The organism is Rhodoflexus sp., from assembly GCF_053489755.1.
In genome coordinates this window covers 79,640-103,791 of record NZ_JBRCHD010000038.1, presented here as the reverse complement: position 1 = coordinate 103,791, position 24,152 = coordinate 79,640, and the positions used below count along the sequence as shown (strand labels likewise).

At 48.4% G+C, this 24,152-nt stretch carries 18 protein-coding genes; 5 read left to right on the top strand and 13 right to left on the bottom strand.

The annotated features are described in order from the left end of the window. Positions 1-213 precede the first annotated feature (213 nt). Positions 214-1,455, top strand: coding sequence for a 3-isopropylmalate dehydratase large subunit (locus ACWIP2_RS08740; protein ID WP_448519542.1), 1,242 nt, complete (start codon positions 214-216; stop codon positions 1,453-1,455). A gap of 64 nt (positions 1,456-1,519) precedes the next feature. Further along, positions 1,520-2,500 (top strand): AAA family ATPase, encoded by a 981-nt coding sequence (locus ACWIP2_RS08735; RefSeq protein WP_448519541.1) that lies wholly within the window; start codon positions 1,520-1,522, stop codon positions 2,498-2,500. Positions 2,501-2,506: 6 nt separating this feature from the next. Here ACWIP2_RS08735 and ACWIP2_RS08730 read toward each other — a convergent pair whose 3' ends face one another. Continuing rightward, on the bottom strand, positions 2,507-4,702 hold the full coding sequence (locus tag ACWIP2_RS08730) for a DUF4954 family protein (protein ID WP_448519540.1): 2,196 nt from the start codon (positions 4,700-4,702) through the stop codon (positions 2,507-2,509). 311 nt (positions 4,703-5,013) lie between these two features. On the opposite strand from ACWIP2_RS08730, the gene katG reads away from it, so the two are divergent. Continuing rightward, positions 5,014-7,266, top strand: coding sequence for a catalase/peroxidase HPI (katG, locus tag ACWIP2_RS08725; RefSeq protein WP_448519539.1), 2,253 nt, complete (start codon positions 5,014-5,016; stop codon positions 7,264-7,266). Positions 7,267-7,474: 208 nt separating this feature from the next. Here katG and ACWIP2_RS08720 read toward each other — a convergent pair whose 3' ends face one another. The 9 genes from ACWIP2_RS08720 to ACWIP2_RS08680 all read right to left on the bottom strand — a co-directional run bounded on the left by ACWIP2_RS08720 (position 7,475) and on the right by ACWIP2_RS08680 (position 19,520). Then, positions 7,475-8,719 (bottom strand): pyridoxal phosphate-dependent aminotransferase, encoded by a 1,245-nt coding sequence (locus ACWIP2_RS08720; RefSeq protein WP_448519538.1) that lies wholly within the window; start codon positions 8,717-8,719, stop codon positions 7,475-7,477. An 83-nt stretch (positions 8,720-8,802) separates the two neighbouring features. Beyond that, on the bottom strand, positions 8,803-10,170 hold the full coding sequence (locus tag ACWIP2_RS08715; RefSeq protein ID WP_448519537.1) for a lactate utilization protein B: 1,368 nt from the start codon (positions 10,168-10,170) through the stop codon (positions 8,803-8,805). A gap of 41 nt (positions 10,171-10,211) precedes the next feature. Next, entirely contained in the window at positions 10,212-13,580 is a 3,369-nt protein-coding gene (locus ACWIP2_RS08710) for a ThuA domain-containing protein (protein ID WP_448519536.1), read from the bottom strand. Positions 13,581-13,643: 63 nt separating this feature from the next. After that, a complete protein-coding gene (locus ACWIP2_RS08705; protein ID WP_448519535.1) occupies positions 13,644-14,330 on the bottom strand; it encodes a response regulator transcription factor in 687 nt (228 codons plus the stop codon). Beyond that, positions 14,302-15,909, bottom strand: a complete 1,608-nt coding sequence (locus ACWIP2_RS08700) for a sensor histidine kinase (RefSeq protein WP_448519534.1) — start codon at positions 15,907-15,909, stop codon at positions 14,302-14,304. The genes ACWIP2_RS08705 and ACWIP2_RS08700 overlap by 29 nt, the downstream gene beginning before the upstream one ends. Positions 15,910-15,980: 71 nt before the next feature. Next, positions 15,981-16,775, bottom strand: a complete 795-nt coding sequence (locus ACWIP2_RS08695; protein WP_448519533.1) for a hypothetical protein — start codon at positions 16,773-16,775, stop codon at positions 15,981-15,983. A gap of 17 nt (positions 16,776-16,792) precedes the next feature. Then, the gene (locus ACWIP2_RS08690; RefSeq protein WP_448519532.1) at positions 16,793-17,674 is read right to left on the bottom strand and encodes a hypothetical protein; all 882 of its coding nucleotides are present in this window, start codon (positions 17,672-17,674) and stop codon (positions 16,793-16,795) included. A 113-nt stretch (positions 17,675-17,787) separates the two neighbouring features. Further along, positions 17,788-18,642, bottom strand: a complete 855-nt coding sequence (locus ACWIP2_RS08685; protein WP_448519531.1) for a hypothetical protein — start codon at positions 18,640-18,642, stop codon at positions 17,788-17,790. 11 nt (positions 18,643-18,653) lie between these two features. Further along, the gene (locus ACWIP2_RS08680) at positions 18,654-19,520 is read right to left on the bottom strand and encodes a hypothetical protein (protein WP_448519530.1); all 867 of its coding nucleotides are present in this window, start codon (positions 19,518-19,520) and stop codon (positions 18,654-18,656) included. Between the two features lie 128 nt (positions 19,521-19,648). Between ACWIP2_RS08680 and lnt the strand changes: the two genes are divergently transcribed. Together lnt and ACWIP2_RS08670 are read left to right on the top strand one after the other, a co-directional pair. Further along, a complete protein-coding gene (lnt, locus tag ACWIP2_RS08675) occupies positions 19,649-21,328 on the top strand; it encodes an apolipoprotein N-acyltransferase (RefSeq protein WP_448519529.1) in 1,680 nt (559 codons plus the stop codon). 133 nt (positions 21,329-21,461) lie between these two features. Further along, entirely contained in the window at positions 21,462-22,538 is a 1,077-nt protein-coding gene (locus tag ACWIP2_RS08670; protein WP_448519528.1) for a zinc finger Ran-binding domain-containing protein, read from the top strand. A 219-nt stretch (positions 22,539-22,757) separates the two neighbouring features. Here the strand turns inward: ACWIP2_RS08670 and ACWIP2_RS08665 are convergent, their stop codons facing one another. From ACWIP2_RS08665 to ACWIP2_RS08655, 3 genes are read right to left on the bottom strand one after another with little or no spacing between them, the layout of a single operon-like run. Beyond that, positions 22,758-23,519, bottom strand: coding sequence for a DUF2279 domain-containing protein (locus ACWIP2_RS08665; protein ID WP_448519527.1), 762 nt, complete (start codon positions 23,517-23,519; stop codon positions 22,758-22,760). Then, complete coding sequence (locus ACWIP2_RS08660) at positions 23,516-23,872, bottom strand: HepT-like ribonuclease domain-containing protein (RefSeq protein WP_448519526.1); 357 nt, start codon at positions 23,870-23,872, stop codon at positions 23,516-23,518. The genes ACWIP2_RS08665 and ACWIP2_RS08660 overlap by 4 nt, the downstream gene beginning before the upstream one ends. Further along, positions 23,853-24,152 carry a nucleotidyltransferase family protein gene (locus ACWIP2_RS08655; protein WP_448519525.1) on the bottom strand — a complete coding sequence of 100 codons (300 nt, stop codon included), beginning with the start codon at positions 24,150-24,152 and terminating at the stop codon, positions 23,853-23,855. Before ACWIP2_RS08655 ends, ACWIP2_RS08660 begins: the two co-directional genes overlap by 20 nt.

The following is a 24,152-nucleotide window of genomic DNA, read 5'->3' as shown; positions in this document are numbered from 1 at the left end:
CTTAACTTCAACCAAAACAGCATGCAGGTAGAGACAGATGATGCGATCTCATGCAGATTTCCTGCTTACATTCCATCAGGAAAGAACCTCAATAACATCCAAAGCCACAAGTGATTCACGGGTTCTTCTAATCAGGTTTTGCCAAAGCTAACAAACGAATGCTGTTTTCCTGCACTTTCTGTATCTTTAGGGCGATAGAAAAGTTTTACATGTATGAGCTACAAGCCTCAAACCATTGCGGAAAAAATCCTTTCCAATCATAGCGGAAAGGCAGTCTATGCCGATGAACTGACGATTGTGCAGGTGGACGGCGCGATGGCAAGCGATACGACTGCGCCTTACGCCATCAAGGCATTTGAAGAAATGGCGGGCGGAAAAACAGTATGGAATCCTGAAAAGATTGCTTTGGTGATTGATCATGCCGCCCCTGCGCCCAATCAAACCATCAGCAACCTGCACCAACTCATGCGCGAATTTAGCAGAAAGCACAATATCCGCCTTTTTGACGTGGGCGAAGGCATTTGCCATCAGGTAATTATGGAAAACGGCTATGTAAAGCCGGGCGACGTATTTACAGGAGCAGATTCGCACACAACGCACTATGGCTGCATCAATGCCTTTTCGACGGGAGTAGGCGCGACTGACCTTGCGGCAGTCTGGCTGACGGGCAAAATATGGTTCAAAGTGCCGCGCACAATCAAAATTGTAATCAACGGCAAGTTGCAAAAAGGCGTGTATGCCAAAGATGTCATTATGCACGTGATGAGCCACATGGGAATTGAAGGCGCAACCTATCAGGCGATTGAATACTGCGGTTCAACAGTTGCCGACATGAGCCTTTCCAGCCGCGCCGTACTGGCTAATATGGCAGTCGAAATGGGCGGGAAAGCAGGTTTGGTGCATCCCGCAGGTTTACAGTTAGACTATGACTTTGTGCCGATCGTACCCGACGAGGGCGCTGCCTACAGCCGCGTATTGGAGTTGGATGTAAGTGAGCTAAAGCCGCAGATAAGCCTCCCCCACCAGCCCGATCGGGTGCAGGATCTGGAAAAAATCAAAGGCATAAAAATAGATTACGCATTTATCGGTACTTGCACTAATGGCAGACTGGAAGATCTGCATGCGGCTGCCGATGTTTTACGAGGCAGAAAAATACATCCTTCGGTGCGTATGCTCGTTATTCCTGCCTCTAAGCAGGTATTTCAAGCAGCCATGCGCGACGGAACTATGGAAATCCTGATGGATGCGGGCGTTAGTTTTGCCACTTCGGGCTGCGGGCCTTGCGTAGGCTCACACATGGGCGTTCCTGCCGATGGCGAGGTAGTCATTTCGGCTGCCAACCGCAATTTCAAAGGTCGTATGGGCAATCCGAAAGCCCAAATTTATTTGGGTTCGCCCGCCACTGTAGCGGCTTCGGCTGTGGCAGGTTGTATTACCGATGCGGCAGATTTGTAATGAAAATTAGAAAATCGCAGCAAATGTGGAACGCGTGCGAAACCTTGCTGCAAAACATAACATGATGGAACAACAGGACAACTTTCAACCGCGCACAGACCTGAGTGCACTCACACAAACGATTACAGACATTCGTGCCGAAGTGGCACAGCTCGTCATCGGACAGCGGCAGATGATAGACCTGCTGCTGACAGCTATCTTGGCTGACGGGCATGTGCTCATAGAAGGTGTGCCGGGAATAGCCAAAACACTGACTGCCAAAGTTTTATCGCGTATTATGAATATTCGCTTTTCGCGGATTCAGTTTACGCCCGATCTGATGCCTTCCGACGTACTGGGAACTTCGGTGTACAGCCTGAAAAGTGGCAATTTTGAGTTCAAAGCAGGGCCGATCTTTGCCAATGTAGTACTGATTGATGAAATCAACCGCGCTCCGGCAAAGACGCAGGCAGCCCTTTTCGAGGTGATGGAAGAGCGGCAGGTTACTATTGACGGCAAGTGCTACCCAATGCAGCCCCCGTTTATTGTACTGGCAACCCAAAACCCGATTGATCAGGAAGGCACTTACCGGCTGCCCGAAGCGCAGTTAGATCGCTTTTTGTTCAAGATTCAGGTAGATTACCCCTCGCACGAAGAGGAGCTAACCATGCTAAACGGTTTCCACACCCGTCGGACGCAAAATGACCTTTCTATCATTCGCCCCTTGCTGAGTGCAGAGGACATCATGCGCTACCGTGCGCTGGTGGGCAGTGTACACGCGGAAGAATCTATTCTTTCGTATATTGTACAGGTCGTAGGGCAGTCCCGCAACGAACCTGCCGTTTATTTGGGCGCTTCCCCGCGTGCTTCAATTGCTATTTTGAACAGCTCGAAGGCATATGCCTTGCTCAACGGGCGCGATTTTGTAACGCCTGAAGATGTACGCTTTGTCGCGCCACACGTACTGCGCCACCGCATCATGCTCACTGCCGAGAAGGAGATGGAAGGATTTACCTCTGATCAGGTCGTTCAGCAACTAATTGATCGGGTAGAAATTCCCCGATAGACAACGCTATGCCAGCAGTTGCATGACTTGTCTGCGGTAGTCTTCGTGTGCGGTCTTTGCCCATTGGATGAAACTATTGTCCGCTAGGCTGCCGATGACAACGTCCATTTCCCGCTCGTTGGCATAAACTGCTTTCCGGTACGGATTATCGTAGTCTTTCTTGCGGCTGTTGAAAATGTTTTGCGTCAGTCGCTCATCGGTAAACAGGCTTTCCTCCAGCACCTGCTCAATTACCGCAGGATCAGTTAGGGACTGGTTGAAAACGCGCTCATAGGCGGCCATGGCGTGCTTAAGTTTTTCCATAGGATAAATTGCGCCTTGCTCGCGATAGAACTGGTGTACCTCGTCCCAGCGTGTAGTCTGCCCAGTTTTGATGCGCTCCAGCAACTGCTCGAAGGTATCGCGGCGGATGAGTTGCCCACCTACATTTTCCCATGCCAAAAAACTGTAATCTGTGGGTAGCGCTGCAACAAGCATTGGCAAACTACTGATTCCGCGCAGTTGGGCGAAGTTTACCAACTGTCGGGCTAGGTAGAGGCTGATCAGTTCGCGATAGATAGTATAAGCCTCCACCGCTTTCTGGATCACAACGGGGCGGCGGCTGTTCTCAAAACCGTTTGCCAGTACTGTCATTTGCCCTACTGCTTCAGGCGATTGTTGCAACAGTCTGTGCCCCAGCGGCAGGATTTCATCTGCGCTGTACTCGCTCCGGTGTCGGTTTTCCTGTTGCAGGTGCGTTTGTGCAACGGCTGTGGCGATCACATCTAAGCCATGAACCATCTCGTTGATTGTGTCGGGGGCGAGGTAGTCATACTCCAGCAGTTGCACTTTGTCGGTGCGTTTGTCGCGGTCGCTGTACTTCCGTGCATTCCTTGCAAGGGCATACATATTGTAGAAAAACCAGTAGCCGGGCATTACCAGCAGGCGGTTCTCGTGCAGATCGTTGCTGACTAAGGAAAAAGGCAGCGGAATATTCATTTCATAGTTGAAATCGCTTTTTGCCAGAATGGTAAAAGAGGCAAAAACAGAATTGTGTTTGATACTGACACACAGCCCCGGCCAAAAACCTCTGCCTGCAATCATTTCGCCGTCAGCGCCCCGACTGTTGTGGTTGCTACCAATGGTTGCGCCTGCGGCTATGTTGGTTTGTCCCTTCAGCAGTGCCGCACAGAGAAAGGAATTATTATGGTGCTGTTCGTGCGCCGGAAAAATAAGCGAGTTCAGTACTTCACAGCAGGAAATAACAGCATTATTGCCCAAATAAGAGTTAATCAGCCGCGCCCCGTACTTAAGTTGCGAATGCGATGCCATGATAAAACGGACTGCCTTTACACCATAAAAAATACGGCAGCCCTCCCCTATGATACCATTCACTAACTCGCAGCCTTCCCCGATTTGGGTATGTGCGGCTGCTGACGAATTGATGGTCAGATTCTTCAGTTTGTTTGCACCTTTGATGTACACGTCTGACCCCATGCTGACATCTTTAATAATTTTGGTGTTTTTAATGATGCAGCGGTTGCCAATTCTACCGTAAAAGCCCCGCTTGTTAGAGAATTTTTGCAGCGTCATTTGCCGAAAACTTTCCATGAGCGCAGCATCGTGGCGGTTGCGTGTCCACATCCACGCATCGCCGGGGAGCATCCCGTCGAAGGGCAGCACTTTTCGCCCGCCATTTTCGTTGCAAAGTTCCAACCAGATACGGACGGCTTCGTCTTCGCCTTCTTTGAGCATTCCATTGCCGAATTTGGCGTAGTCAGTAGTTGCCATTTCGTTAATATTCGCCATAATTACCTCATTCCCAATGAGGTAATGCGAAAGATAATTCACGTTGTCAATCACAACGTTATCGCCAATGTCGCAACTGATGATGGTGCTGTTGTATAGCCCGACGCGCATCCGCAGATTGTGGTATTCTAAATAATAAGGTTCTAATTTACCGAGGCGGATCAAGCCGAAAAACTGACAGTTTTTAACTAAGCGCGGGTCGAAGGCCGCGCTGACCCAGATCTGGTTCCAGTCATCACTTGTGTTGTTGTTGCGCACAAGTGCCTCTATTTCATAAGCTGTCAGGTGGCGATAGTTGCCGTTGGGGTTCTGTTCGCGTCGGAGATAGTATTCATCCTTGCCTTCGGGCAGATATTGGGCGGGTATAAACTGATAGCCTAACTGCTGAATCGGATGTCGAGTAATCTTGTTCATGGTCTGTGGTACAATCCTAATGTTAAGTTTACTTAAAGCCTATTAGGTCTTCGGGTTTATATGTAAATTCACTGCAAATTTGGGCATTTACAGATAATGCGCTGCTATGTATAGTGTGCATGCTGTCGAAATTATCAAGACTGTAAGCGATGTACAATAGCGACAACGTAACACTACACATGCAGATATAGTAGCCGGGCTTGTTCTCATGGCGAAAAAATTAGTTGTGATAACAACTAATTTGCTCAAGATAGCGTAAATTGCAAACCTGAAATAATTGACAACTATTCATCAATCATCTTTTATATACAATGGAACACAACGCATCAACAAGCACAGTTTCCTATAATGTGAATGGTACCAACGGGGAAAGCAAATGCCCGTTTACCAATGGCATGCTGAAACAAGTGGCAGGTGGCGGCATGACCAATCGCGATTGGTGGCCCAACCAGTTGAAATTGAATATCCTTCGTCAGCATTCTAGGCTTTCCAACCCAATGGATGAGCATTTCAATTATGCTAAGGAGTTCAAAAGTTTAGATTTGGCAGCAGTGAAGCAGGATATCTACGAACTGATGACTACTTCGCAAGACTGGTGGCCTGCCGATTACGGTCATTATGGGCCACTCTTTATCCGCATGGCATGGCACAGTGCAGGTACTTATCGCATCCACGACGGACGCGGCGGCGCAAGCGGGGGGGCGCAGCGTTTTGCCCCACTCAATAGTTGGCCGGATAATACCAATTTAGATAAAGCCCGCCTGCTGCTCTGGCCTATCAAGCAGAAGTACGGCAAGAAACTCTCTTGGGCAGATCTGATGATTCTGGCAGGTAATTGTGCCTTAGAATCTATGGGCTTCAAAACCTTTGGCTTTGGCGGTGGTCGGGAAGACATATGGGAGCCGCAAGAAGACATCTACTGGGGTTCTGAAACCGAGTGGCTGGGCGACAACCGCTACACCGGCGATCGCGAACTGGAAAACCCGCTGGCCGCTGTACAGATGGGCTTGATTTATGTAAACCCTGAAGGGCCCAACGGCAAACCCGATCCAATTGCTGCTGCCCGCGACATCCGCGAAACTTTTGGCCGCATGGCAATGAACGACGAAGAAACCGTTGCCCTGATTGCAGGAGGACACACTTTTGGTAAGGCACACGGGGCCGCCGATCCGGCCAAATACGTAGGGCGCGAACCCGCAGGTGCTGCTATCGAAGAGCAAAGCATGGGCTGGAAGAATACCTTCGGCACCGGCAACGCACAATATACTATCACCAGTGGTTTGGAAGGCGCATGGACAACTACGCCAACCCAGTGGAGCAACAACTACTTTGAAAACCTCTTCGGCTACGAGTGGGAACTGACAAAAAGTCCTGCCGGAGCATGGCAGTGGAAGCCCAAAGGCGATGCAGGTGCAGGTACCGTACCTGACGCACACGATCCGAACGTGCGCCATGCACCTATGATGCTGACTACTGACCTTGCACTCCGCTTCGATCCGGCTTACGAAAAGATCGCTCGCCGTTTCTACGAAAACCCTGATGAATTTGCTGATGCATTTGCCCGCGCATGGTTCAAACTGACACACCGCGATATGGGCCCTCGTGTACGTTACCTCGGACCTGAAGTCCCTGCCGAAGAGTTGATTTGGCAAGATCCTATACCTGCTGTTACGCACGAACTCATTGACGAGCAAGACATCGCCACGCTAAAGAACAGAATACTTGCTTCGGGATTGTCTGTGGCGCAACTGGTAGGTACTGCGTGGGCTTCTGCCTCTACCTTCCGCAATTCGGACAAGCGCGGCGGCGCTAACGGCGCTCGCATCCGTCTGGCCCCTCAGAAGTACTGGGAGGTTAATAATCCCATCCAACTATCTAAAGTATTGGATACTTTGGAAGGCATCCAAAAAGAGTTTAACACCGCTAATACAGCCAAGCAGGTATCGCTTGCCGATCTGATCGTATTGGGGGGTTGCGCTGCTATCGAGCAGGCTGCTAAAGCTGCCGGCTACGAAGTAAGCGTACCATTCACCCCGGGCAGAACAGATGCCTCGCAGGAACAAACAGACGTAGAATCCTTTGCAGTCCTTGAGCCGGTTGCCGATGGTTTCCGCAACTACAAGAAAGCAAAAACAGGCTATACAGCTTCTGCGGAAGAAATGCTGATTGACAAAGCGCAATTGATGACTTTAACAGCTCCTGAAATGACGGTGTTGGTAGGCGGTATGCGTGTACTGAATACTAACTTTGACGGCTCTAAGCACGGCGTATTCACCAACCGTCCGGAAGTACTGAGCAACGACTTCTTCGTAAACCTGCTCGACTTGGGCACGACTTGGAAGGCTACTTCTGCCGCGCAGGAAACTTTTGAAGGAATTGACCGCAAAACAGGCATTGTGAAGTGGACAGGAACTCGCGTAGACCTGATCTTTGGTTCTAATACCGAACTTCGTGCGATTGCTGAAGTTTATGCCTGCACCGACGGCGAAGCGAAGTTTGTAAAAGACTTCGTAGCTGCATGGAACAAGGTAATGAACCTCGATCGCTTCGATCTGCAAAGCTAATTTCCAATAAGCATCAAATAAAGAAACCGATGAGCTGCAAAGCCCATCGGTTTTTTGTTGGATGATGTGTTAGTAACACGCCCTTTATGGTGTGCTTATGTAAGCAGGTTCTATGCTACCAACATGCAATCCCTCTGGCTTGCATTTGAACACAGTTCCTACGGGATAAAAACTACGTGGTATATGATGCATTTTAGTATAAAATACCTTATTTCAACTTCGCCAGCGCCTCGCCGATGCGGCGGATGGCTTCTCTGATTTGCTCATCGGCGGCGGCTGTGGATATGCGCACGCAAGGAGGCGCGCCGAAACTATCCCCATCTACAATGGAAACGTGCGCTTCGTTGAGCAAGTACATACACAAATCGTAAGAGTTTTTGATGTGGTAGTTGCCATAAGACTTGCCGAAATAGGCGCTTACATCAGGGAAGATATAGAACGCGCCTTCGGGGTTATTGGTCTTGATGCCGGGGATCTGATCTAAGAGTTGCTTTGCCAGATCGCGGCGGCGCAGGTATGCCTCCGCCATTTGCCGCGTAGGGGCTAAGTCGCCCGTAATAGCTGCTACTGCTGCTTTCTGTGCAATGGAACAGGTGCCAGAAGTTACCTGCCCCTGCATTTTGTCGCAAGCATCGGCAATCCATTTAGCGCCTGCCATGTAGCCCACACGCCAGCCGGTCATGGCGAAGCCCTTAGAAAAGCCATTTACCGTGATGACACTATCTTTGATAAAATCCAAAGAGCCTATGCTAAAATGCTCGCCTGTAAAATTGATATACTCGTAAATTTCATCGGCAATAATATACACAGAATTGCCTATTTTTTCTTCGTGTTCTTTGACAACCTTGGCAATTTCCGTCAACTCTTCGCGTGAAAATACTGCACCTGTCGGGTTGCAGGGCGAAGAAAACATGATTGCTTTTGTTTTAGGGGTCAAGGCTGCGCGTACCTGCTCGGCAGTAACTTTATATTCATTGTCCAACGAACCGCTGATGACTACGGGCGTTCCTTCGGCTAATTTCACCATTTCCATGTACGACACCCAGAATGGCGCAAAAATAATCACTTCATCGCTGGGGTTTACCAAACACAGCAGCACATTGGCGAGCGACTGTTTAGCACCTGTCGAAACCACGATATTTTCGGGTTTCACGTCCAAACCGTTCTCGCGGTTGAGTTTGTCGGCGATTCCCTTGCGCAGGTCAGGAATGCCCGCCACAGGCGTGTAGAAAGTAAAACCCTCGTCAATCGCCTTTTTGGCGGCATCTTTGATGTGTTGCGGAGTTTGAAAATCGGGTTCGCCAAGGTTTAGACTGATAACGTCTATTCCTTTGGCTTTCAGCTCGCGGGCTTTTTTTGCCATTTCGAGGGTTTGCGACTCGGCCAGTGAATTGATGCGGTCGGAAAGGCTTTGCGGGCCTGCATGTATACGGGATGTAGCAAGGGAACTCATAAGCAAGGATACCTTTAAGTTTGCAAATTTATGCTGTTTTTTTGCGAAGATTGCATAGCAATAAGCGCATTATTGCACTTTTTTCATTGCTGTACGCGATTGCGCAAGTACCATTCGCGGAAACTTTCTTGGGGCGGCTCGGGCATTTGCCGGCGTTTTGCCCAAACATTGAGCGGATTATTGACCAAAAATTCGGGCGCAAAGCGCAAAAAGCCGCGTCCGATTTTTCCCGCTGCTCGGTAGAAAATAGGATTGCCAAAAATTTTGCCCAACGCTTTCATACCTTGGCGCTTGGGAAGCGGCAATAAACCTTCTTTGGCAATTATCTGCCGCCACTTATAGAGTTGCTGATGAATATCAATTTTTACAGGGCAAACGTCGCTACAAGAGCCGCAAAGGGTAGAAGCGAAGGGCAGTGTGGCGTGTTCGCGCATGTTCACGTTAGGTGAAAGAATAGAGCCGATCGGGCCGGGGACGGTGTAACCATAGCTATGCCCGCCACTGCGCCTGTAAACAGGGCAGGTGTTCATGCAAGCTCCGCAGCGGATGCAGTACAACGACTTGCGGAAATCGGGTCTGCCTAACTGTTCCGTGCGCCCGTTGTCTACCAGAATGACGTGTATTTCGCCGCCTTTTTTGGGTTTCAAAAAGTGGGAGGAATAGGTCGTAATCGCTTGTCCGGTGGCGCTTCGAGCGAGCAGCCGCAGGAATACGCCTAAGTGTTCCTGTGCGGGAATAACTTTTTCGATACCCATGCTGGCAATATGCACGTCGGCAATGTGTGCGCCCATATCGGCATTGCCTTCATTGGTACAAACGACAAAACCACCCGTTTCAGCAATGGCAAAATTTACACCTGTAAGCGCTACTTTATTTTGCAGAAATACTTCGCGGAGGTGCTGTCTTGCTGCTTCGGTGAGGTATTTGGGGTCGCTTGCGCCTTTTTCTGTGCCTAACTTTTCATGGAACAACTCCCCTATTTCCTCTTTTTTCATGTGGATAGCAGGCAGAACGATATGGCTTGGCGACTGGTTAGCAAACTGCACGACGCGCTCGCCCAAGTCCGTATCTACTACTTCTATGCCATTTTGTGCCAGAAATTGATTCAGATGGCACTCTTCGGTCAGCATTGACTTGCTTTTTGCCATGCGTTGTACGCCCTTTGCCTGCAAAATCTGTAGTACGATTTGGTTGTGCGCCGCTGCGTCTTTTGCCCAATGAATAATGATGCCATTTTTGGTGGCATTTTTTTCAAATTCAACAAGATAATCATCTAAGTTGGACAATACGTTGGCTTTGATCTGTGAAGCCAGTTCGCGGAGTTGCTCCCATTCGGGAACAGCGCGAACAGCCGCATCGCGCTTTTGGCGGACAAACCAAAGCGTTTCATCGTGCCAGTTGGCGCGCGACAGATCCTGATTAAATTTGGCAGCTTCGCGGGAATGGTTCATAGCTACTTGGCGGAATATCGTTTTGTGATATGCAATATAAATCACTCTTGTCCAAACAGCAACCACTCCAGCGCAACCATTGGCTGTGCTTTGACTTCTTTGATGCGGCTAACAAAAAAGAGGTCGTGTTTACCCTGCTGCGGCGGAATGGCAATTTTGGGCATTTGGAAAACAGGCTCGCCTGCAATGCTTGCTTGCCCGATCAGTTTGCCGTCGGGTGCGCCCAGCCTTATTTCGATGACCGCGCTTGTGCCTTGTGTAGCAGCGCCCAGCGTAATGCTCGCAATACCTGTCAGATCAATATTTTTGAATGCTGCAAAAGTATTATCGCCCATAATGGCGTAATCTTTCCCATTGAAGTTTACCTTCATCAGGTTCGCAGGCGCATTGGCATCTACTGCCTTGAGAGTCGGTGGGCGCAGCACGAGCGTACTGGTGTTAGTAATTGCCCCTACTCCATTGCCGCCTTTATCGGTGTAGGCAGCACGAAGAACATAAATGCCTTTCTCATTTTTACCAATATGCCGGTCTGCGATAAAGTTGCCTTTCATTGGCAATGTACCCGCTTTTTTGTCTTCGGCGAGACTGAGAATATAGCGTGCCATCTCGGAAGCCTGCTCCAAACTGATCTGCGGGTGGGCTGCCATTCCCTTATCGCCCCAAACACCAGCGCCACCTTTGATGATTTTTTCTGCCAAATAAGCAACCGCATTATGGGTTTGATGGTAGCGTTTGGCAATGTCTGTATAGCTTGGGCCTACCGATTTCTGTTGCAGGGCATGGCAGGCGCGACAATCGCTGTCATCTATCAGGCGTTTACCTGCCAGAAAACCTGTGATCTCGCTGCTGTTGACCTGATGTCCTTGCGCAATGATGGTCAGGTCTTTGCCTTCGGACAGGTAGTCCATCCTAACAATTACCTCTTCGGGATCTATGCCGCCGCTCTCTACTGTTCCATCCTCTTTGTCGCGCACGCTGACCGTGTAATTGCGCTGCTCGTTGTCGAAATAGAAGGTCTGATTACCGCTGACCGTCAAACTGACTTCGGGCGGTGCGTTGCCTGCCCGAATTTCGATTGTTTGTTGGGCGGTGCCTCCTTTGCCATCGGAAACCTTCAAGCGCACTTGATATATGCCCGGCTTAACAAAGATAAAACTCGGTGCGGCAGTGGTTGCCTGCGGCTTCTTCGCATCTGCGGTAAAAAACCATTCGTAGCGCAACGGGTCGCCGTCGAAGTCCACTGTTCCCTTGGTATCAAACTGCACTTTGAGCGGAGTTGCCCCTACTACTTTGTCTGCATTCAGTTTTACAACAGGGCGACGGTTGCCCGCGCTGTATTCTATGCGCACCAACCGCGCATCGGCATTCCGACTGAACCAGTTAGTACCATACTCCAACATGTACAACGAACCATCGGGCGCAAACTCCATATCCATCGGATTGTTGAAAACCGTATTAGGCATAAAGCGGGACAGATTTTTCATTTGTCCCTGCTCGTCGAAAGAAACGGTCATTAGCCAACCGCGCATCCATTCGTAGATGAACAATTTACCGTCGAAATAATCAGGAAAGCCGATGTCCGACTTTCGGTAGCGATCGGCATGGAACACCTCGCCCGCCATCGGGTTGCGCCCGCCTGTGCCCACGATCGGAAACTCTTTGGATTCGCCGTAAGGATACCAGATCATGGCTTTTTGCGCGGGTGGCAGTTCTTTGCGTCCGGTATTGTTTGGCGAAAGATTCATCGGCTTTTCAGGATTAAAAAAGCCCAGCGGTTGTTTGGTCTCAAAATCATAGCGCTGGTAGGCTTTGTTATCGGCAACAAAATGCGGCCAGCCAAAGTTGCCGGGCGCTTTGGCCTGATTGATTTCACAGTATCCTTTTGGGCCGCGTTCGGGACTGTCCTCGCCTGCATCTGGGCCTACGTCGCCCCAATACAAGTAGCCTGTTTTTTTGTCAACCGAAATGCGGTAAGGGTTGCGGCAACCCATTACATAGATTTCAGGGCGCGTGTTGGGAGTGCCTTTTGGAAAGAGATTACCCTCGGGGATGGTATAAGAGCCGTCTGCCTGTGGCTTGATTCTCAAGATTTTACCGCGCAGATCGTTAGTATTTGCCGATGATCGCTGCGCATCCCAAGGGCTGCGATCGGGGCGCTCGTCGGAGGGCGAATACCCGTCTGATGCAAAGGGATTGGTATTGTCGCCTGTGGAAAGGAATAGGTTACCCTGCCCGTCGAAAGCAATTGATCCGCCTGTGTGGCAACATTCCTGCCGCTGTACAGGCACTGTCAGTATTTGAACCTCAGTGCTGGGGTCGAGGCTGTCGCCTTTCATCGTAAAGCGCGACAACTGATTGACCGACGCTACAGGATGCGAATAGTACAAGTATATCCACTTGTTTTGTGCGAAATCAGGATCGGCGGCAAGCCCCAGCAGCCCGTCTTCGTGGGTAGTATTGACCTTGAATTGGTTAGCTTCTTTGACTTTATTTTCGTCGGGGCGGTAAATTTTGATCTTGCCCTTCCGCTCCAGAAAGAGGACGCGCCCGTCGGGTAGTACGGTTAGTTCTGTAGGCTCATCTAAGTAGCTGTCTAATACTACTTTGGTGAATCGGTTTTCTTCGGGTACGCGCTTGCTTTTGGCTTTTTGATAGTCCAAAGGCGCAGCATTACCGATTGCATACCTTAGCCCCCCGCTGATATGGCGCAAGAAGTCAGGCTCGGAAAAACTCTCTTCCGTATGCCCGCCTGCGGTGTACCATGCTCGGCCGCCGTCAAATTCATGATACCATGCTATGGCATGATGGTCGGTCATGTTAGACCCGATATAAGATTTTTCATTGATGCGCATCAGTATGCGCACGCCGGGGTACATGTCGCGGTAGTCGTACCATTCGTCGGTGCGCTCCAGCGTATCGGGCAGGTGTTCGGTAGAGGGATGGTTTTTATCAACGACAAAAATCTGCCCGCGCTGTACGTTGGAAGGCGTAGAAGGATGCCCGTTGAAATAGCCGCCGACAAGTTGCCCGTACCAAGGCCAGTCATACTCCGTATCTGCGGCGGCATGGATGCCGACATAGCCTCCTCCAGCCTGTATATAGCGCTCAAAATCAGCTTGTTGTACTTCGTTTAGCACATCGCCTGTCGTACTGAGAAATACTACTGCTGCATATTTCTTCAGGTTGTCTTCGTTGAAGTTGGCGGCATTTTCGGTGGTATCCATCAGGTAGCCGTTTTGCTCGGCTATCTTCCGCAGGGCAGCAATACCGTTGGGAATGGACGAGTGCCTGAAGCCGGCAGTTTTGGAAAATACCAATATGCGGACAGGGTCTTTGGAACGCATGTAGCAACTGTCTGCCACAGCGAGCAGCAGCAAAATAAATATGGTCGTTAGCAGCTTTGTTTTCATTTTCTTTGGAAAAAGGGCAGTGTGATTTACCCAATTTCGGAAAAAAGCATCAAATAACAACCACTACGGTGCAAGCAATTTGTACCCCGTACCGTGGATGTTCATAATCTGGATGCGCTCATCAGCCTTAAGATACTTGCGCAACTTGGTGATATAAACATCCATGCTTCGTGAGTTGAAGTAGTTATCATCTCCCCAAACCTTGCGCAAGGCTTTGGATCGTTCCAATACCTGATTTTTGTGCTGGCACAACATTTCCAACAGTTCGGCTTCTTTGGAGGTGAGTTTCATTTCCTCGCCCATGCCCGAAAGAATGTGGAGCTTGGTATCATAGGTGAAATTGCCGATTTGGTAGCTGCCGTTGGTCGGAACTACCTGCCTAACGGTTCTGCGCAACACAGCATTGACCCGCAGGAGCAACTCTTCCATACTGAAAGGTTTGGTGATGTAATCATCTGCACCTACCTGAAAGCCGCGAATCGTATCTTCTTTCATGGATTTGGCTGTCAGGAAAATAATCGGTACATCTTTTTCTATTTTTCGAACTTCTTCTGCCAGTGCGAAGCCATCCATAATCGGCATCATGACGTCAAATATGCACAACTGAAAAACCTCGCTTTTGAAAGCTCGCAGCGCAGATCTTCCGTCGCGATAGAGAACCGGTTCAAAGCCTTTTACTTCGAGGTAGTCCTTAAGAATCTGTCCCAGATTAGGGTCATCTTCAACTAATAAAATTTTGTTGAGCGTCATACTGATACGGTAAGAATAAGGTAAATGTGCTGCCTTTACCGGGTTCACTTTGAACAGCAATTTGTCCGTGGTGCGCGTCTATCATCGTTTTTACATAGCTCAAGCCCAGTCCAAATCCTTTAACATTGTGAATGTTGCCTGTTGGTACGCGGTAAAATTTATCGAAAATACGGTTGATAACATCCTTAGACATGCCCATGCCTTTGTCTGCGATGGAAACGATGATACCATCGCGCCCGTCTTCGGTTGTAATACTGATTTGTGGATTTTCGGGCGAGTACTTGGTGGCATTGTCGAGCAGGTTGTAGAAAATATTAGTTAGGTGTACTCTATCTGCTTCAATCACCGTCTTTGTGGCTTCCAATTGCTTGGAAAGTCGTCCGCCTTCACTTTCGATGCCGAGTTTCATGTGTTCGGCCGCCTGATTGAGCAGTTCGTGTACATCTATGTTTTCTATCTTGAGTTTGAAGTCGCCTTTTTCTAAAGATGCAATTTGAAGCACTTTTTCTACTTGATGCCCCAGCCGATCGTTTTCATCTTTAATGATGCCTAAGTAACGATCTAAAATTCGCTTATTGGCCCGCATATCAGGCTCTTGCAGCGCCTGACAAGCCAATGAGATGGTTGAGATTGGTGTCTTGAACTCATGCGTCATATTATTGATAAAGTCGCGGGTTACTTCCGAGACTTTTTTCTGGCGAATGATAGTAGAAATGGCAAAGGCAAAACAGGCAATAATAATAACGTTAAAAACAGCAGAAGACACTAAAACAGCCGTCATTTCTCGCAGGATTTCCTTGTAGTTGTCGGGGAAATGTACGTGCAGAAAGCTAGGCGGCGACATATCATCGTTAGGAAACAGCCTTACCGATATGCCGTTGCGCAGAATTTCTGCATTGGCTTGGCTATCCTGCAACTTGGTATGGATAAACTGATACGCGCTGCTTGTATCTTTGACCAATACGCCAAATTGATAGGGAAGGTTAATACCTTTAGCGGTAATTTCGCGTGCCAGCAGCGAGTCCAGCAGTGCGACATTGATTCGCTCGGCAATTGGGCGATTGAAATTGCGACGGTTGTTGATAATGCCCATAATCATGTCTAACTCTTCGAGATTTTCCAGCAGTTGCTGCTGCTCTAATTGCTGCATGTAGGCTGTCGAGTCACCAATGACTAGATAACTACGCGCCCAAGAATGGCCGATGGCACTGCTATTGCGCAAGCGACTACGCACAGAAAACTGCTCGAAGAAAATATCTTGACCAGATTGCAGCAAAGACGTTTCGGAAGATCCGGCAGGTAGCTGGGGCTGGGGCTTGCTTTCATTGATCCGACTGTAGATCTGTGCTAGCAGTATATTGCGTTCGGCAAGCAGTGCATTTTGCTTGTGCATGGCTGCATGTATTTCCCGACGTTCCAACGTGCGGGCTACATTTTCCAAAGCACCCATTACCTCGCTTTTAAAACGAGCAGCACTCAACTCGAAAGCTTTATTGATCCAGTAAAATTGGAGCACGATCAGCCCGAGCGTAGCGCCGGTCATAAATACAATGATATATCGTAGTTGTCTTTTGCTCATTGTTTGCTTGTTGCAATATTAACGCGAAACCTGCGGAGTGGCTTCACGGCTTAACATAGTTTAACAAGCGCTTACTTTAGCCTGATCTCAGTACAATAGTTACTGTACAGATCCTTCAGGATAATCACTACAATGGCATCTCTGGCTGTTTTAGCTATCCCGATCTGTTCTTTTTTATTGCCTTTACTAACGGTGTTGCCATCCCAATGATAAGTAACGCCGCTGCTGACAGTAATTGTTTTGGTATTGCTGTTAAAAGCGAAATAATCCAGTGCAGTAGTCATTGACTCGCCTTCGGGATAGATCAGGCGGCTGGCAATGTTACCTTTGGGACTATTGTACAGTTCGCAGTTGCAGATGCCTTTATTCTTCTCCTCAATCAGGTAAGTGGCTGTATAATTGTAGATTTTCCACTTGCGCTGTTCGTCCAGTAGCAACAGCATGGTATAAATAACGGTGTGCTTTTCCATCACATCGCCATCCTTGATCTTCGCCTGTTCGTTGATAGCAGTGAGCAACCCGATGTTGTCTTTCACGGATTCGTGCAGAATACTGATCGGAACAATTTGGGTGATAATGCCACTCTCTAACTCGCTTAAGTAGCGCTCTCGCGTACTTTTATAGTCTAATTTTCTGACCTTCAACTGATTGCTAATGTCGTAGTCGGCGCGGGAGCCTGTCATGCGCGGATCAAAAAATTCGGTGAGTATTGCCTCTGCGCCTAATTGGTGCATCTGGCTGCGCATCTGCGCATAGCGATTGAAGAAGTCTTTCAGGCTCAGCGGTGCTTCCTGCGCAAAACTGCGCGGGCTGTAGGCAAGTACCAGCAGCGCAAACAGGGCAATATTTACAGCAGCGTTTTTCATGTTCTTTTAGATTTGTCTTAGCGTTTTCTGACAGATAAGCAATTATCAGAGAAAAGAGCAGTGCGTAAAATGATTAGAAGCACTTCGTTGGCGTCATCAGTAATACCGAGTTCGTTGCCAACCTCTGCAAATTGACCGTTGTCAAAGGTGAGCGCCATCAGGCTGCCGTTGCGTTTCCAGACAAAATAATGGTCGCGAACGCGAACCAGTCGGGCATCTAAGCGCTCGTTGTAAGAAATGGTGAAATTATCCATCATTACTTCGTAGCGCGTGCCGCTGGGATAACTTGTGCGCGTTATGTATTTTCCGTCTTCACCCTTGAAAATTTCGCACTGGCAACTGCCCCGTTGCTGGTTAGCTGCAATATCGTAGATTGTATAGTAGTTGATCAGCCAGCGATCGCCCGTTTTGAGCATATTGGCTGTGTTGATCTCCTTGCCTCGAATAAGCATATCGCCATCGCGCAAAATTTCGTAAGCAGCTTCATAGACAACTACTCCAAAGTTACCTTTGGTTCTTGCATGTAATATCTTTTCGATTGTGTAGCGCACACTCAGCGAGCGGGTATTCACAATACCGTCTAAGTATTGAGAAAATTGCCGGTAGTCGGAATATCTGTTTTGGATATTGCGCCGGATGTTGATCGTTGTTATTTCAGTTGCCAGATTAGGGGTAAAAAATGCAAGTACTTTGTCTTTGTTGCGATGCTCGGCAATACCTGAATAGGCTTTTGCAAACTCTTGCAGCGCCTCTATACATTCAGAAGCCCCATCCTTTGCAGGCTTTTGTGTACTCGCCCGCGCAGGCGAGCCTTTTTTGACTTGTGAAAAGCCACCGGCGGGATATAGCACAACAGCACTGATGACTATTAGCAAGGCAGTGTGTACATGTTTTATCATCGAGTGTCATGAGTTGGTTATCGAAAGATAGTAAAGCCTTAACATAATTTGCAAAAAGCACTAAAATTACTTTGGGCTTGAAGCACCGCGACACTCTATAATAAAATTATCTGCTATTTGAAAGTGATCTGGGCGCACTCGAATGCGAACAAGTATTTGCGGATAATTAGCCCGAAGGCATCCTTTTGGTCGAGCGCTGTGCCGACAGGCTCCGGCTCTATGGTACTCAGCCCACACTGTTTATCGTCTTTGAGCAGGTATAATTGCCCCGTTGCCATCCATTTGAACTCGTAGTTACTGATGCGAATGAGGAAGGTTTTTTGTCGCGGGTCGCATTCCTGAATTTCAAAGACAACTGTAGATGCGCGGTAATTAGCGCCTGCCGGCATGGTAATTTTAGCAGATATATTAGTCGACGTTTGAGAAGTAAATATTTCACAGAGACAGCTCCCGCGAAACTTTTCGGCTTCTATCATCAGCGAACGGATATCCACGAGCCTCCATTGATCATCTACTTTGCGCAGCAACAGACTCAAATGTTCATCACCTTTGACAAGGACTTTGTCACCTGCCATATGCACAAATTCGATATGGATATTGGCATAAATACTATTGCTACGCGGGTGCAGGCTTTCAATTTTCTTCAGGGTGCGTACTACTTGGCTGCCGCCTTCGGTGTGCATCCTGCGCAGGAATTGTAAAAAGTCAGTCACATCGCCGTTGCGCGATCTTTTATTGCCGCTAAGTGCTACGGTATTCGATTCGAAGGTCAGTCCCGGATCGGTAACTGCCATTAGTGTTTTTAGCTGCGCTTCGCTTTTCGCTCCTTTAGCTGCATAGCTTGTTGCAAAAAGTTGCACCATCCTACTCGCTTCGCTTGCGGAGGGCTGTGCGGTCAGTTTGAATAAAATGAATAAAAAAAGCAACAACACACAGGTCGGGGTGATATGTCGTGTTGTTGCTCTCATCGGCTCTATTATTATTTTCTGCGCACCTTAATATTGGCACAACTTTCCTTATAGTTAACTTCTTTGAGGATCAACATGATAGCCTGATCTCTTTCAGTAGCCGATCCGGGCAACTTTACCTCTGCAGGAGCAACGCTGGATGGCTTGGAATCGCGCTGGGGCGTGTAGGAAATCTCACCTGCATCCGACCACCGGAAAATCTGCATTCCCGAACGGATCACTCTGCCTTCGGGACGCTGGAGGAACTCGAAATTTTGCAGGTCTTCGGTGTAGCCTCTGCCGCCGGGCAAAGTAGTCTTGGTTACGAAGTTGCCGGGTTTAGACTCAAATATTTCGCAGAAGCAGTCGCCGCGCAGTTTTTCGTCCTCGATGTTGATCGTGTTGTAATAGACGATCTTCCACTCGTTGCCAAACTTTTTGAATACTAAGGTCACCTGCTCTGTCCCTTTTTCCCAAACACTGCCTTCGCGCTCCATCTGGTAGTCGGCTGTATAGACAACAGACCCGATGTCTTCGGAAAGATGCTCGGCAGCGATGCCTGTGAGCTTATAGTTCAGATTGAGGTTGTCTGCATTGGCGAGTTTGGTCAGATGCTCGTCCAGCCCCTGATAGTCGCCTGTGAAACTGCGATACCTCCCCATTACGTTTGCATTAAACAAAGAGGCGGTTACCTTGTCGTGCATAAACTTAAGCACAGATGACTTGTCTTTGGTCTGGGTAAACTTGCCGTAATTTTCTACAAAAGAAATTGTCAATTTTCTAATTTCGGAGGGTTGCTGAGCCGAAGATTTTTTCTGCTGGGCAAATGCTGCCTGCGTGCAAAAAAGACAACTCGCTGCCAGTAGATAGAACAAGCCGATTTTCACTGATTGTATCATAGAATCTGGGTGCATAAATTTTTTGTGCAAAGCTAAATTAAAAACAATTCACCGATAAGTACTATCAGGTGCGATATTTTACCAATTTTAACCCGTTAAATTTGCGCTAACTATTTTCGCATCCCCTTATGTTGCCATTGCAACTTTCGCATCGTTATTTGTTGTTATTAGCTTTAGTAGCCGGCGCAATGCTCGGTGCGGCGTGGTATGCGCCTACTATCTGGCTTATTTTTGCTGGTTTTGCCCCACTGTTTGCTATAGAATATATCATCCGTCAGAGTAATGTACGGCACTATCTACTGACTTGTTTCGGCTACAGCTACATAGCGTTTCTGGTCTGGAACGTTGTTGCGACCTGGTGGCTGTGGAACGCTTCCGCAGGAGCTGCCATGTTTGCATTTACTGCTAATGCGGCGCTTATGGCAGGTACTTTCACGCTTTTTCACGCTACCGTTCGCGCATCTTCCGATAAGTTTGGCTACCTGCTATTCTTTGTTTTGTGGATGTCTTTTGAATATTTCCACCACAACTGGGGTTTCTCTTGGCCATGGCTAACACTGGGCAATGCTTTTGGCTTTGTGCCCTCGTGGGTGCAATGGTACGAGTACACAGGTACGGCAGGCGGCACAATCTGGGTGCTGGCTGTCAATCTGATGCTTTTTGAAACATTGTGGAAAGCTCCTCGGCTGTGGAAATTTAACGCTGTATTTACGCTGCTGGTGCTACTGATGCCGATGGCTACCTCGTTGGTGGTTTATTACAACTATAAAGAGCGCGGGCCAGTAGTAGAAATTGCTGTTGTTCAGCCTAACTTAGATTGCTACGCAGAAAAATTTGAGTACAATTCCAAAACAGGCGACTTTAATACCAACACTACTTACGTGCCTTACAGTGCGCAAGTGACGCGATTTATCGAACTGAGCCGCAGTGTAATTGGCCCGCAAACAGCTTTTGTGCTTTGGCCGGAAACCTCCCTACACCAGACTTTTGTTGAAGACACAGACTTTACCAACCTTACAGCCCCTTTTCCCATGTCGGAAGTAGGCAAGTTCAAAAGGCAGTATCCGCAAATTAACCTCATTAGCGGCGCGGACACCTACATTGCGTTTCATCCCGACAGCCTCCCCGACCGACCGACCGTAAGAAAAGGCACGGGCATGGGCTACGAGGTTTTCAATACAGCACTCTTCATCCGCGAAGACACGACGGTTCAGTATTATCACAAATCCAAGTTGGTAGTTGGAGTTGAATCGAACCCGTTGGCAAGACTCTTTAAAGCCTTAGATAACAACCTGATGCTCAATTTGGGCGGCACTGTCGGTAACCTTGGTACGCAAGAGCAGCGTGCCGTCTTCTTCAGCTACGACAGCATAGGCATAGCGCCTGTGATTTGTTACGAATCTGCCTACGGCGAATTTGTTACCGAGTACGTACAGCAGGGCGCAAACATACTGGGCATTATTACCAACGACGGCTGGTGGGGCAATACCCCGGGACACGTACAGCACCTAGCGTTGGCAAGCCTGCGGGCAATCGAGGTGCGCCGGAGCATCGCCCGCGCAGCCAATACGGGCATCTCAGGCTTTATCAACCAGCGCGGCGATGTGTTAGAGCGCATTGCTTACGCAGAGAAAGGAGCAAAGGCAATGGGCATCCACGCCAACAGCGGCATGACCCTCTACGCTCGCACCGGCGATGCACTATCAAGGCTGGCAGCTTTTCTGGCGGGCTTTATGATCCTTTCGGCTTTTGTCAGGAAAAAAGTTCGGGGCATCCATCCGCCTCGCAAGCAACAGAAAGCAACTTAATAGGACTTGCATATGCTTTTATACCTTGTCTGACAGTTTTGCCCGCATCAATGCTCCAAAAATTTAGCAAGTTTCCTTCGTAACTCGCAGGAAAAAACTATATTGACAACCACACCCGATCGCAAGCAAACATATGACCATTAGAGTAGGCAGATGGGACTGTCCCGTATGTGGGCTGAAAGGCAACTTAGGCCCGGATACACATTGTGCAGGATGCGGTTCGCCGCGCGGTAAAGAAGTTGAGTTTTATCTGCCCGATGATGCAGAAGAAGTAACCGATGCGGATAAAATCCGGCAGGCAAAGGCAGGCGCCGACTGGCGCTGCAACTACTGCCAAGCCGATAACAAAGCTGCCGACACTGTTTGCAGAGCTTGCGGCAACGCTCGCGATCATGAAGACACTGCCCGCTCGGAAAAAGTGATCTACGACCGTGCGAGCGATGCTCCTGCACAGCAGCAACGAGCAATACCGCCACCACCGCCTAAATTTAACCCTGCCGACAATCGGACAAGAGACAAACGCAAGTACCGAATCGTTGTCTGGTCATTCCTGCTGCTCGCTGTCTTTGCTTTGTGGTACATGTTCAAACCACGCGGCTTTGAGGTAGAAGTTGTCGGACACGAGTGGGAGCGAACCGTTGCCATTGAACACAACCGAGCCTTTGTAGAAGAAGACTGGACACTCCCCGCCGCAGCTAAGTTGATTTCTCAGCGACAGGACGTGCATCATTACAACCAGGTTCTGACAGGCTATCAGAAGAAAACACGCAATGTACGCGTACAAACAGGCACTAAACGCGAACGCTGCGGCAAAAAAGACTTAGGCAACGGCTATTTTGAAGATGTTTACTGCGACCGTCCCATCTACGAAAACCGCGAAGAAACCTACGACGAACCTGTTTACAAACAAGTACCCGTATTCCAAACCAAGTATAAATACGAAATCTACCGCTGGACTTTAGATCGTACCGCTAAAGCTACAGGCAGCGATAAGCAGCCCTACTTTCCACAGGAAGCCCTGCCCGGCGACGACTGGCGCGAAGGTAAACGCACAGAAACCTATACGCTGGTTCTTCAAGACAAAAAAGGCAATCAGTATCGCGAAGCAGTAAAGTTCGATTTCTGGCAGCAAAAGAATACAGGCGAACGGCTCAAAGCCCGACAGAATGCGCTGGGAAGTTTTTACGGGCTTGTTACCGAAGAAAAATAAAAATATACTTTGCTATGGAACAAGTTGTACAATAGTCGGCTCTTTATGCCATTATGAATTGCATGATGGATAAATCGAGGCTGCCCAAAAAGGCTGAATGTAGCACAGGATTCAATCTGTAGATATTTGATTATCAACTGATTGACAAATCACAGACTAAAGTCCGTGTTACTTTTTGGACACTTTCAAAATTTACGTGATAGATGATTCATTTCAGTATTACCTCTCAACCTTCGGCAACGGCAGTCGGAACATTTCTGATAGAAAACCGATGATTTTTCCTGCATTTTTTTGTTGCAGGCGGGCGGGCAGTTCGGCATCTAAACCTAAAAAAAAATGACGGCGCGATTGGTAGCCTGCGTGGCGGTTCTGGTCGGGGTTGCCATAGACCATACCCGTTGCACCGTAGCCTACGGCTGCCCTAATCCATTGGTAATCAGCAGGTAAAAAAGGCATAGGAAACGAAAGCCAATAGCTTTGCCCATTGTAGTCTTTGATGAATTGTTCACCAAGGTTGCTGCCGAGTTTGTCGGGGCGAAGGACGGCGTAAGGGCTTGGCGCAAACCAGAACTTGGGGCGAAGCAACTGTTTGCCTGCCACCTGCTCCTGTGCGGTAAACAACGCCGCTCCCGTTGCATTGGCGAGCAGGTCATAGGCGCTTGCGCCGTGGGTACTTGCCAGACTATCTAACAATTCAATCGGTGAGAGTGCAGCAAAACCCAACAGGGCAGCGTAGTGATGCGACTTTTCAGGAGCTATGCCTGCCCAAAGCAGCAGGCGGTGTGCCAAACGGCTGAGGTGGTAGGCGGAGAAAGCATGCCCTGCCTTGTCCATCTGTTGCCAGTCGCGGCTATCATCGAACCAGCGGGGGCTGTTGCGGGGAGCGGCGGCATACCAAAGTCTGTCCAAAAGGTAATAAATAAGGGCTGCGAGCGCCAAAACGCCACAGCCCAAAAATGCTCTTCGGGATAGTTTGTTCATTTATCTTTCACCATATCGTCAATAATTTCTTTCACTACCTCTTTAAGGATTGGTAAGTCTGATGTGATCACTCGCCAAACCAAACCGATGGTAACACCAAAGTACTGATGAATAAGTACGTCGCGCATACCTGCAATTTGTCTCCATCTTACATGCGGGTATGTATTCCGGATGGTATCAGATAAGTTTTTTACAGCTTCGCCAATAATTTCAAGTCGCCTAATAACAGCATCTTGTTTTTCCGAACTTTTCTCAAACTCAGCTTCGGTAAAAGATTGGACGTAAAACTCAATTTTTTCAATAGAGTCCAATATATCTTCCAAAAAAACCAGATCATTTCTGCTCTTTGCCATAAATTCTGATTTCCTCTGCGAAAATATCATCTTGTAGCCGTGCTTTAACAGCATCATAAAGCACTAAATCAACAGGCATTGACAAGGTATCTTCCAGCTCATTTTTGATTTGAATGAAATCAAGCAGACTAATATTCTCTTGCGTTTCTATCAGTAAATCAATATCACTTCGGGCATTTGCAGTTCCCTTTGCAAAGGATCCGAAAATACCTGCCTTTTTGATATTGTATTTATGAAAAATCGGACGCGTTTTCTGCTTGATTTCTTCAATGTTTATCAT

Excerpts from the sequence above, each read along its gene's own strand:
- ACWIP2_RS08735 (WP_448519541.1), top strand. The coding sequence starts at position 1,520 with ATGGAACAACAGGACAACTTTCAACCGCGCACAGACCTGAGTGCACTC.
- ACWIP2_RS08720 (WP_448519538.1), bottom strand. The coding sequence starts at position 8,719 with ATGAGTTCCCTTGCTACATCCCGTATACATGCAGGCCCGCAAAGCCTT.
- ACWIP2_RS08715 (WP_448519537.1), bottom strand. The coding sequence starts at position 10,170 with ATGAACCATTCCCGCGAAGCTGCCAAATTTAATCAGGATCTGTCGCGC.
- katG (WP_448519539.1), top strand. The coding sequence starts at position 5,014 with ATGGAACACAACGCATCAACAAGCACAGTTTCCTATAATGTGAATGGT.
- ACWIP2_RS08690 (WP_448519532.1), bottom strand. The coding sequence starts at position 17,674 with ATGATAAAACATGTACACACTGCCTTGCTAATAGTCATCAGTGCTGTT.
- ACWIP2_RS08740 (WP_448519542.1), top strand. The coding sequence starts at position 214 with ATGAGCTACAAGCCTCAAACCATTGCGGAAAAAATCCTTTCCAATCAT.
- ACWIP2_RS08705 (WP_448519535.1), bottom strand. The coding sequence starts at position 14,330 with ATGACGCTCAACAAAATTTTATTAGTTGAAGATGACCCTAATCTGGGA.
- ACWIP2_RS08710 (WP_448519536.1), bottom strand. The coding sequence starts at position 13,580 with ATGAAAACAAAGCTGCTAACGACCATATTTATTTTGCTGCTGCTCGCT.
- ACWIP2_RS08670 (WP_448519528.1), top strand. The coding sequence starts at position 21,462 with ATGACCATTAGAGTAGGCAGATGGGACTGTCCCGTATGTGGGCTGAAA.
- lnt (WP_448519529.1), top strand. The coding sequence starts at position 19,649 with ATGTTGCCATTGCAACTTTCGCATCGTTATTTGTTGTTATTAGCTTTA.
- ACWIP2_RS08730 (WP_448519540.1), bottom strand. The coding sequence starts at position 4,702 with ATGAACAAGATTACTCGACATCCGATTCAGCAGTTAGGCTATCAGTTT.
- ACWIP2_RS08665 (WP_448519527.1), bottom strand. The coding sequence starts at position 23,519 with ATGAACAAACTATCCCGAAGAGCATTTTTGGGCTGTGGCGTTTTGGCG.
- ACWIP2_RS08655 (WP_448519525.1), bottom strand. The coding sequence starts at position 24,152 with ATGATAAACATTGAAGAAATCAAGCAGAAAACGCGTCCGATTTTTCAT.
- ACWIP2_RS08680 (WP_448519530.1), bottom strand. The coding sequence starts at position 19,520 with ATGATACAATCAGTGAAAATCGGCTTGTTCTATCTACTGGCAGCGAGT.
- ACWIP2_RS08700 (WP_448519534.1), bottom strand. The coding sequence starts at position 15,909 with ATGAGCAAAAGACAACTACGATATATCATTGTATTTATGACCGGCGCT.
- ACWIP2_RS08685 (WP_448519531.1), bottom strand. The coding sequence starts at position 18,642 with ATGAGAGCAACAACACGACATATCACCCCGACCTGTGTGTTGTTGCTT.
- ACWIP2_RS08695 (WP_448519533.1), bottom strand. The coding sequence starts at position 16,775 with ATGAAAAACGCTGCTGTAAATATTGCCCTGTTTGCGCTGCTGGTACTT.
- ACWIP2_RS08660 (WP_448519526.1), bottom strand. The coding sequence starts at position 23,872 with ATGGCAAAGAGCAGAAATGATCTGGTTTTTTTGGAAGATATATTGGAC.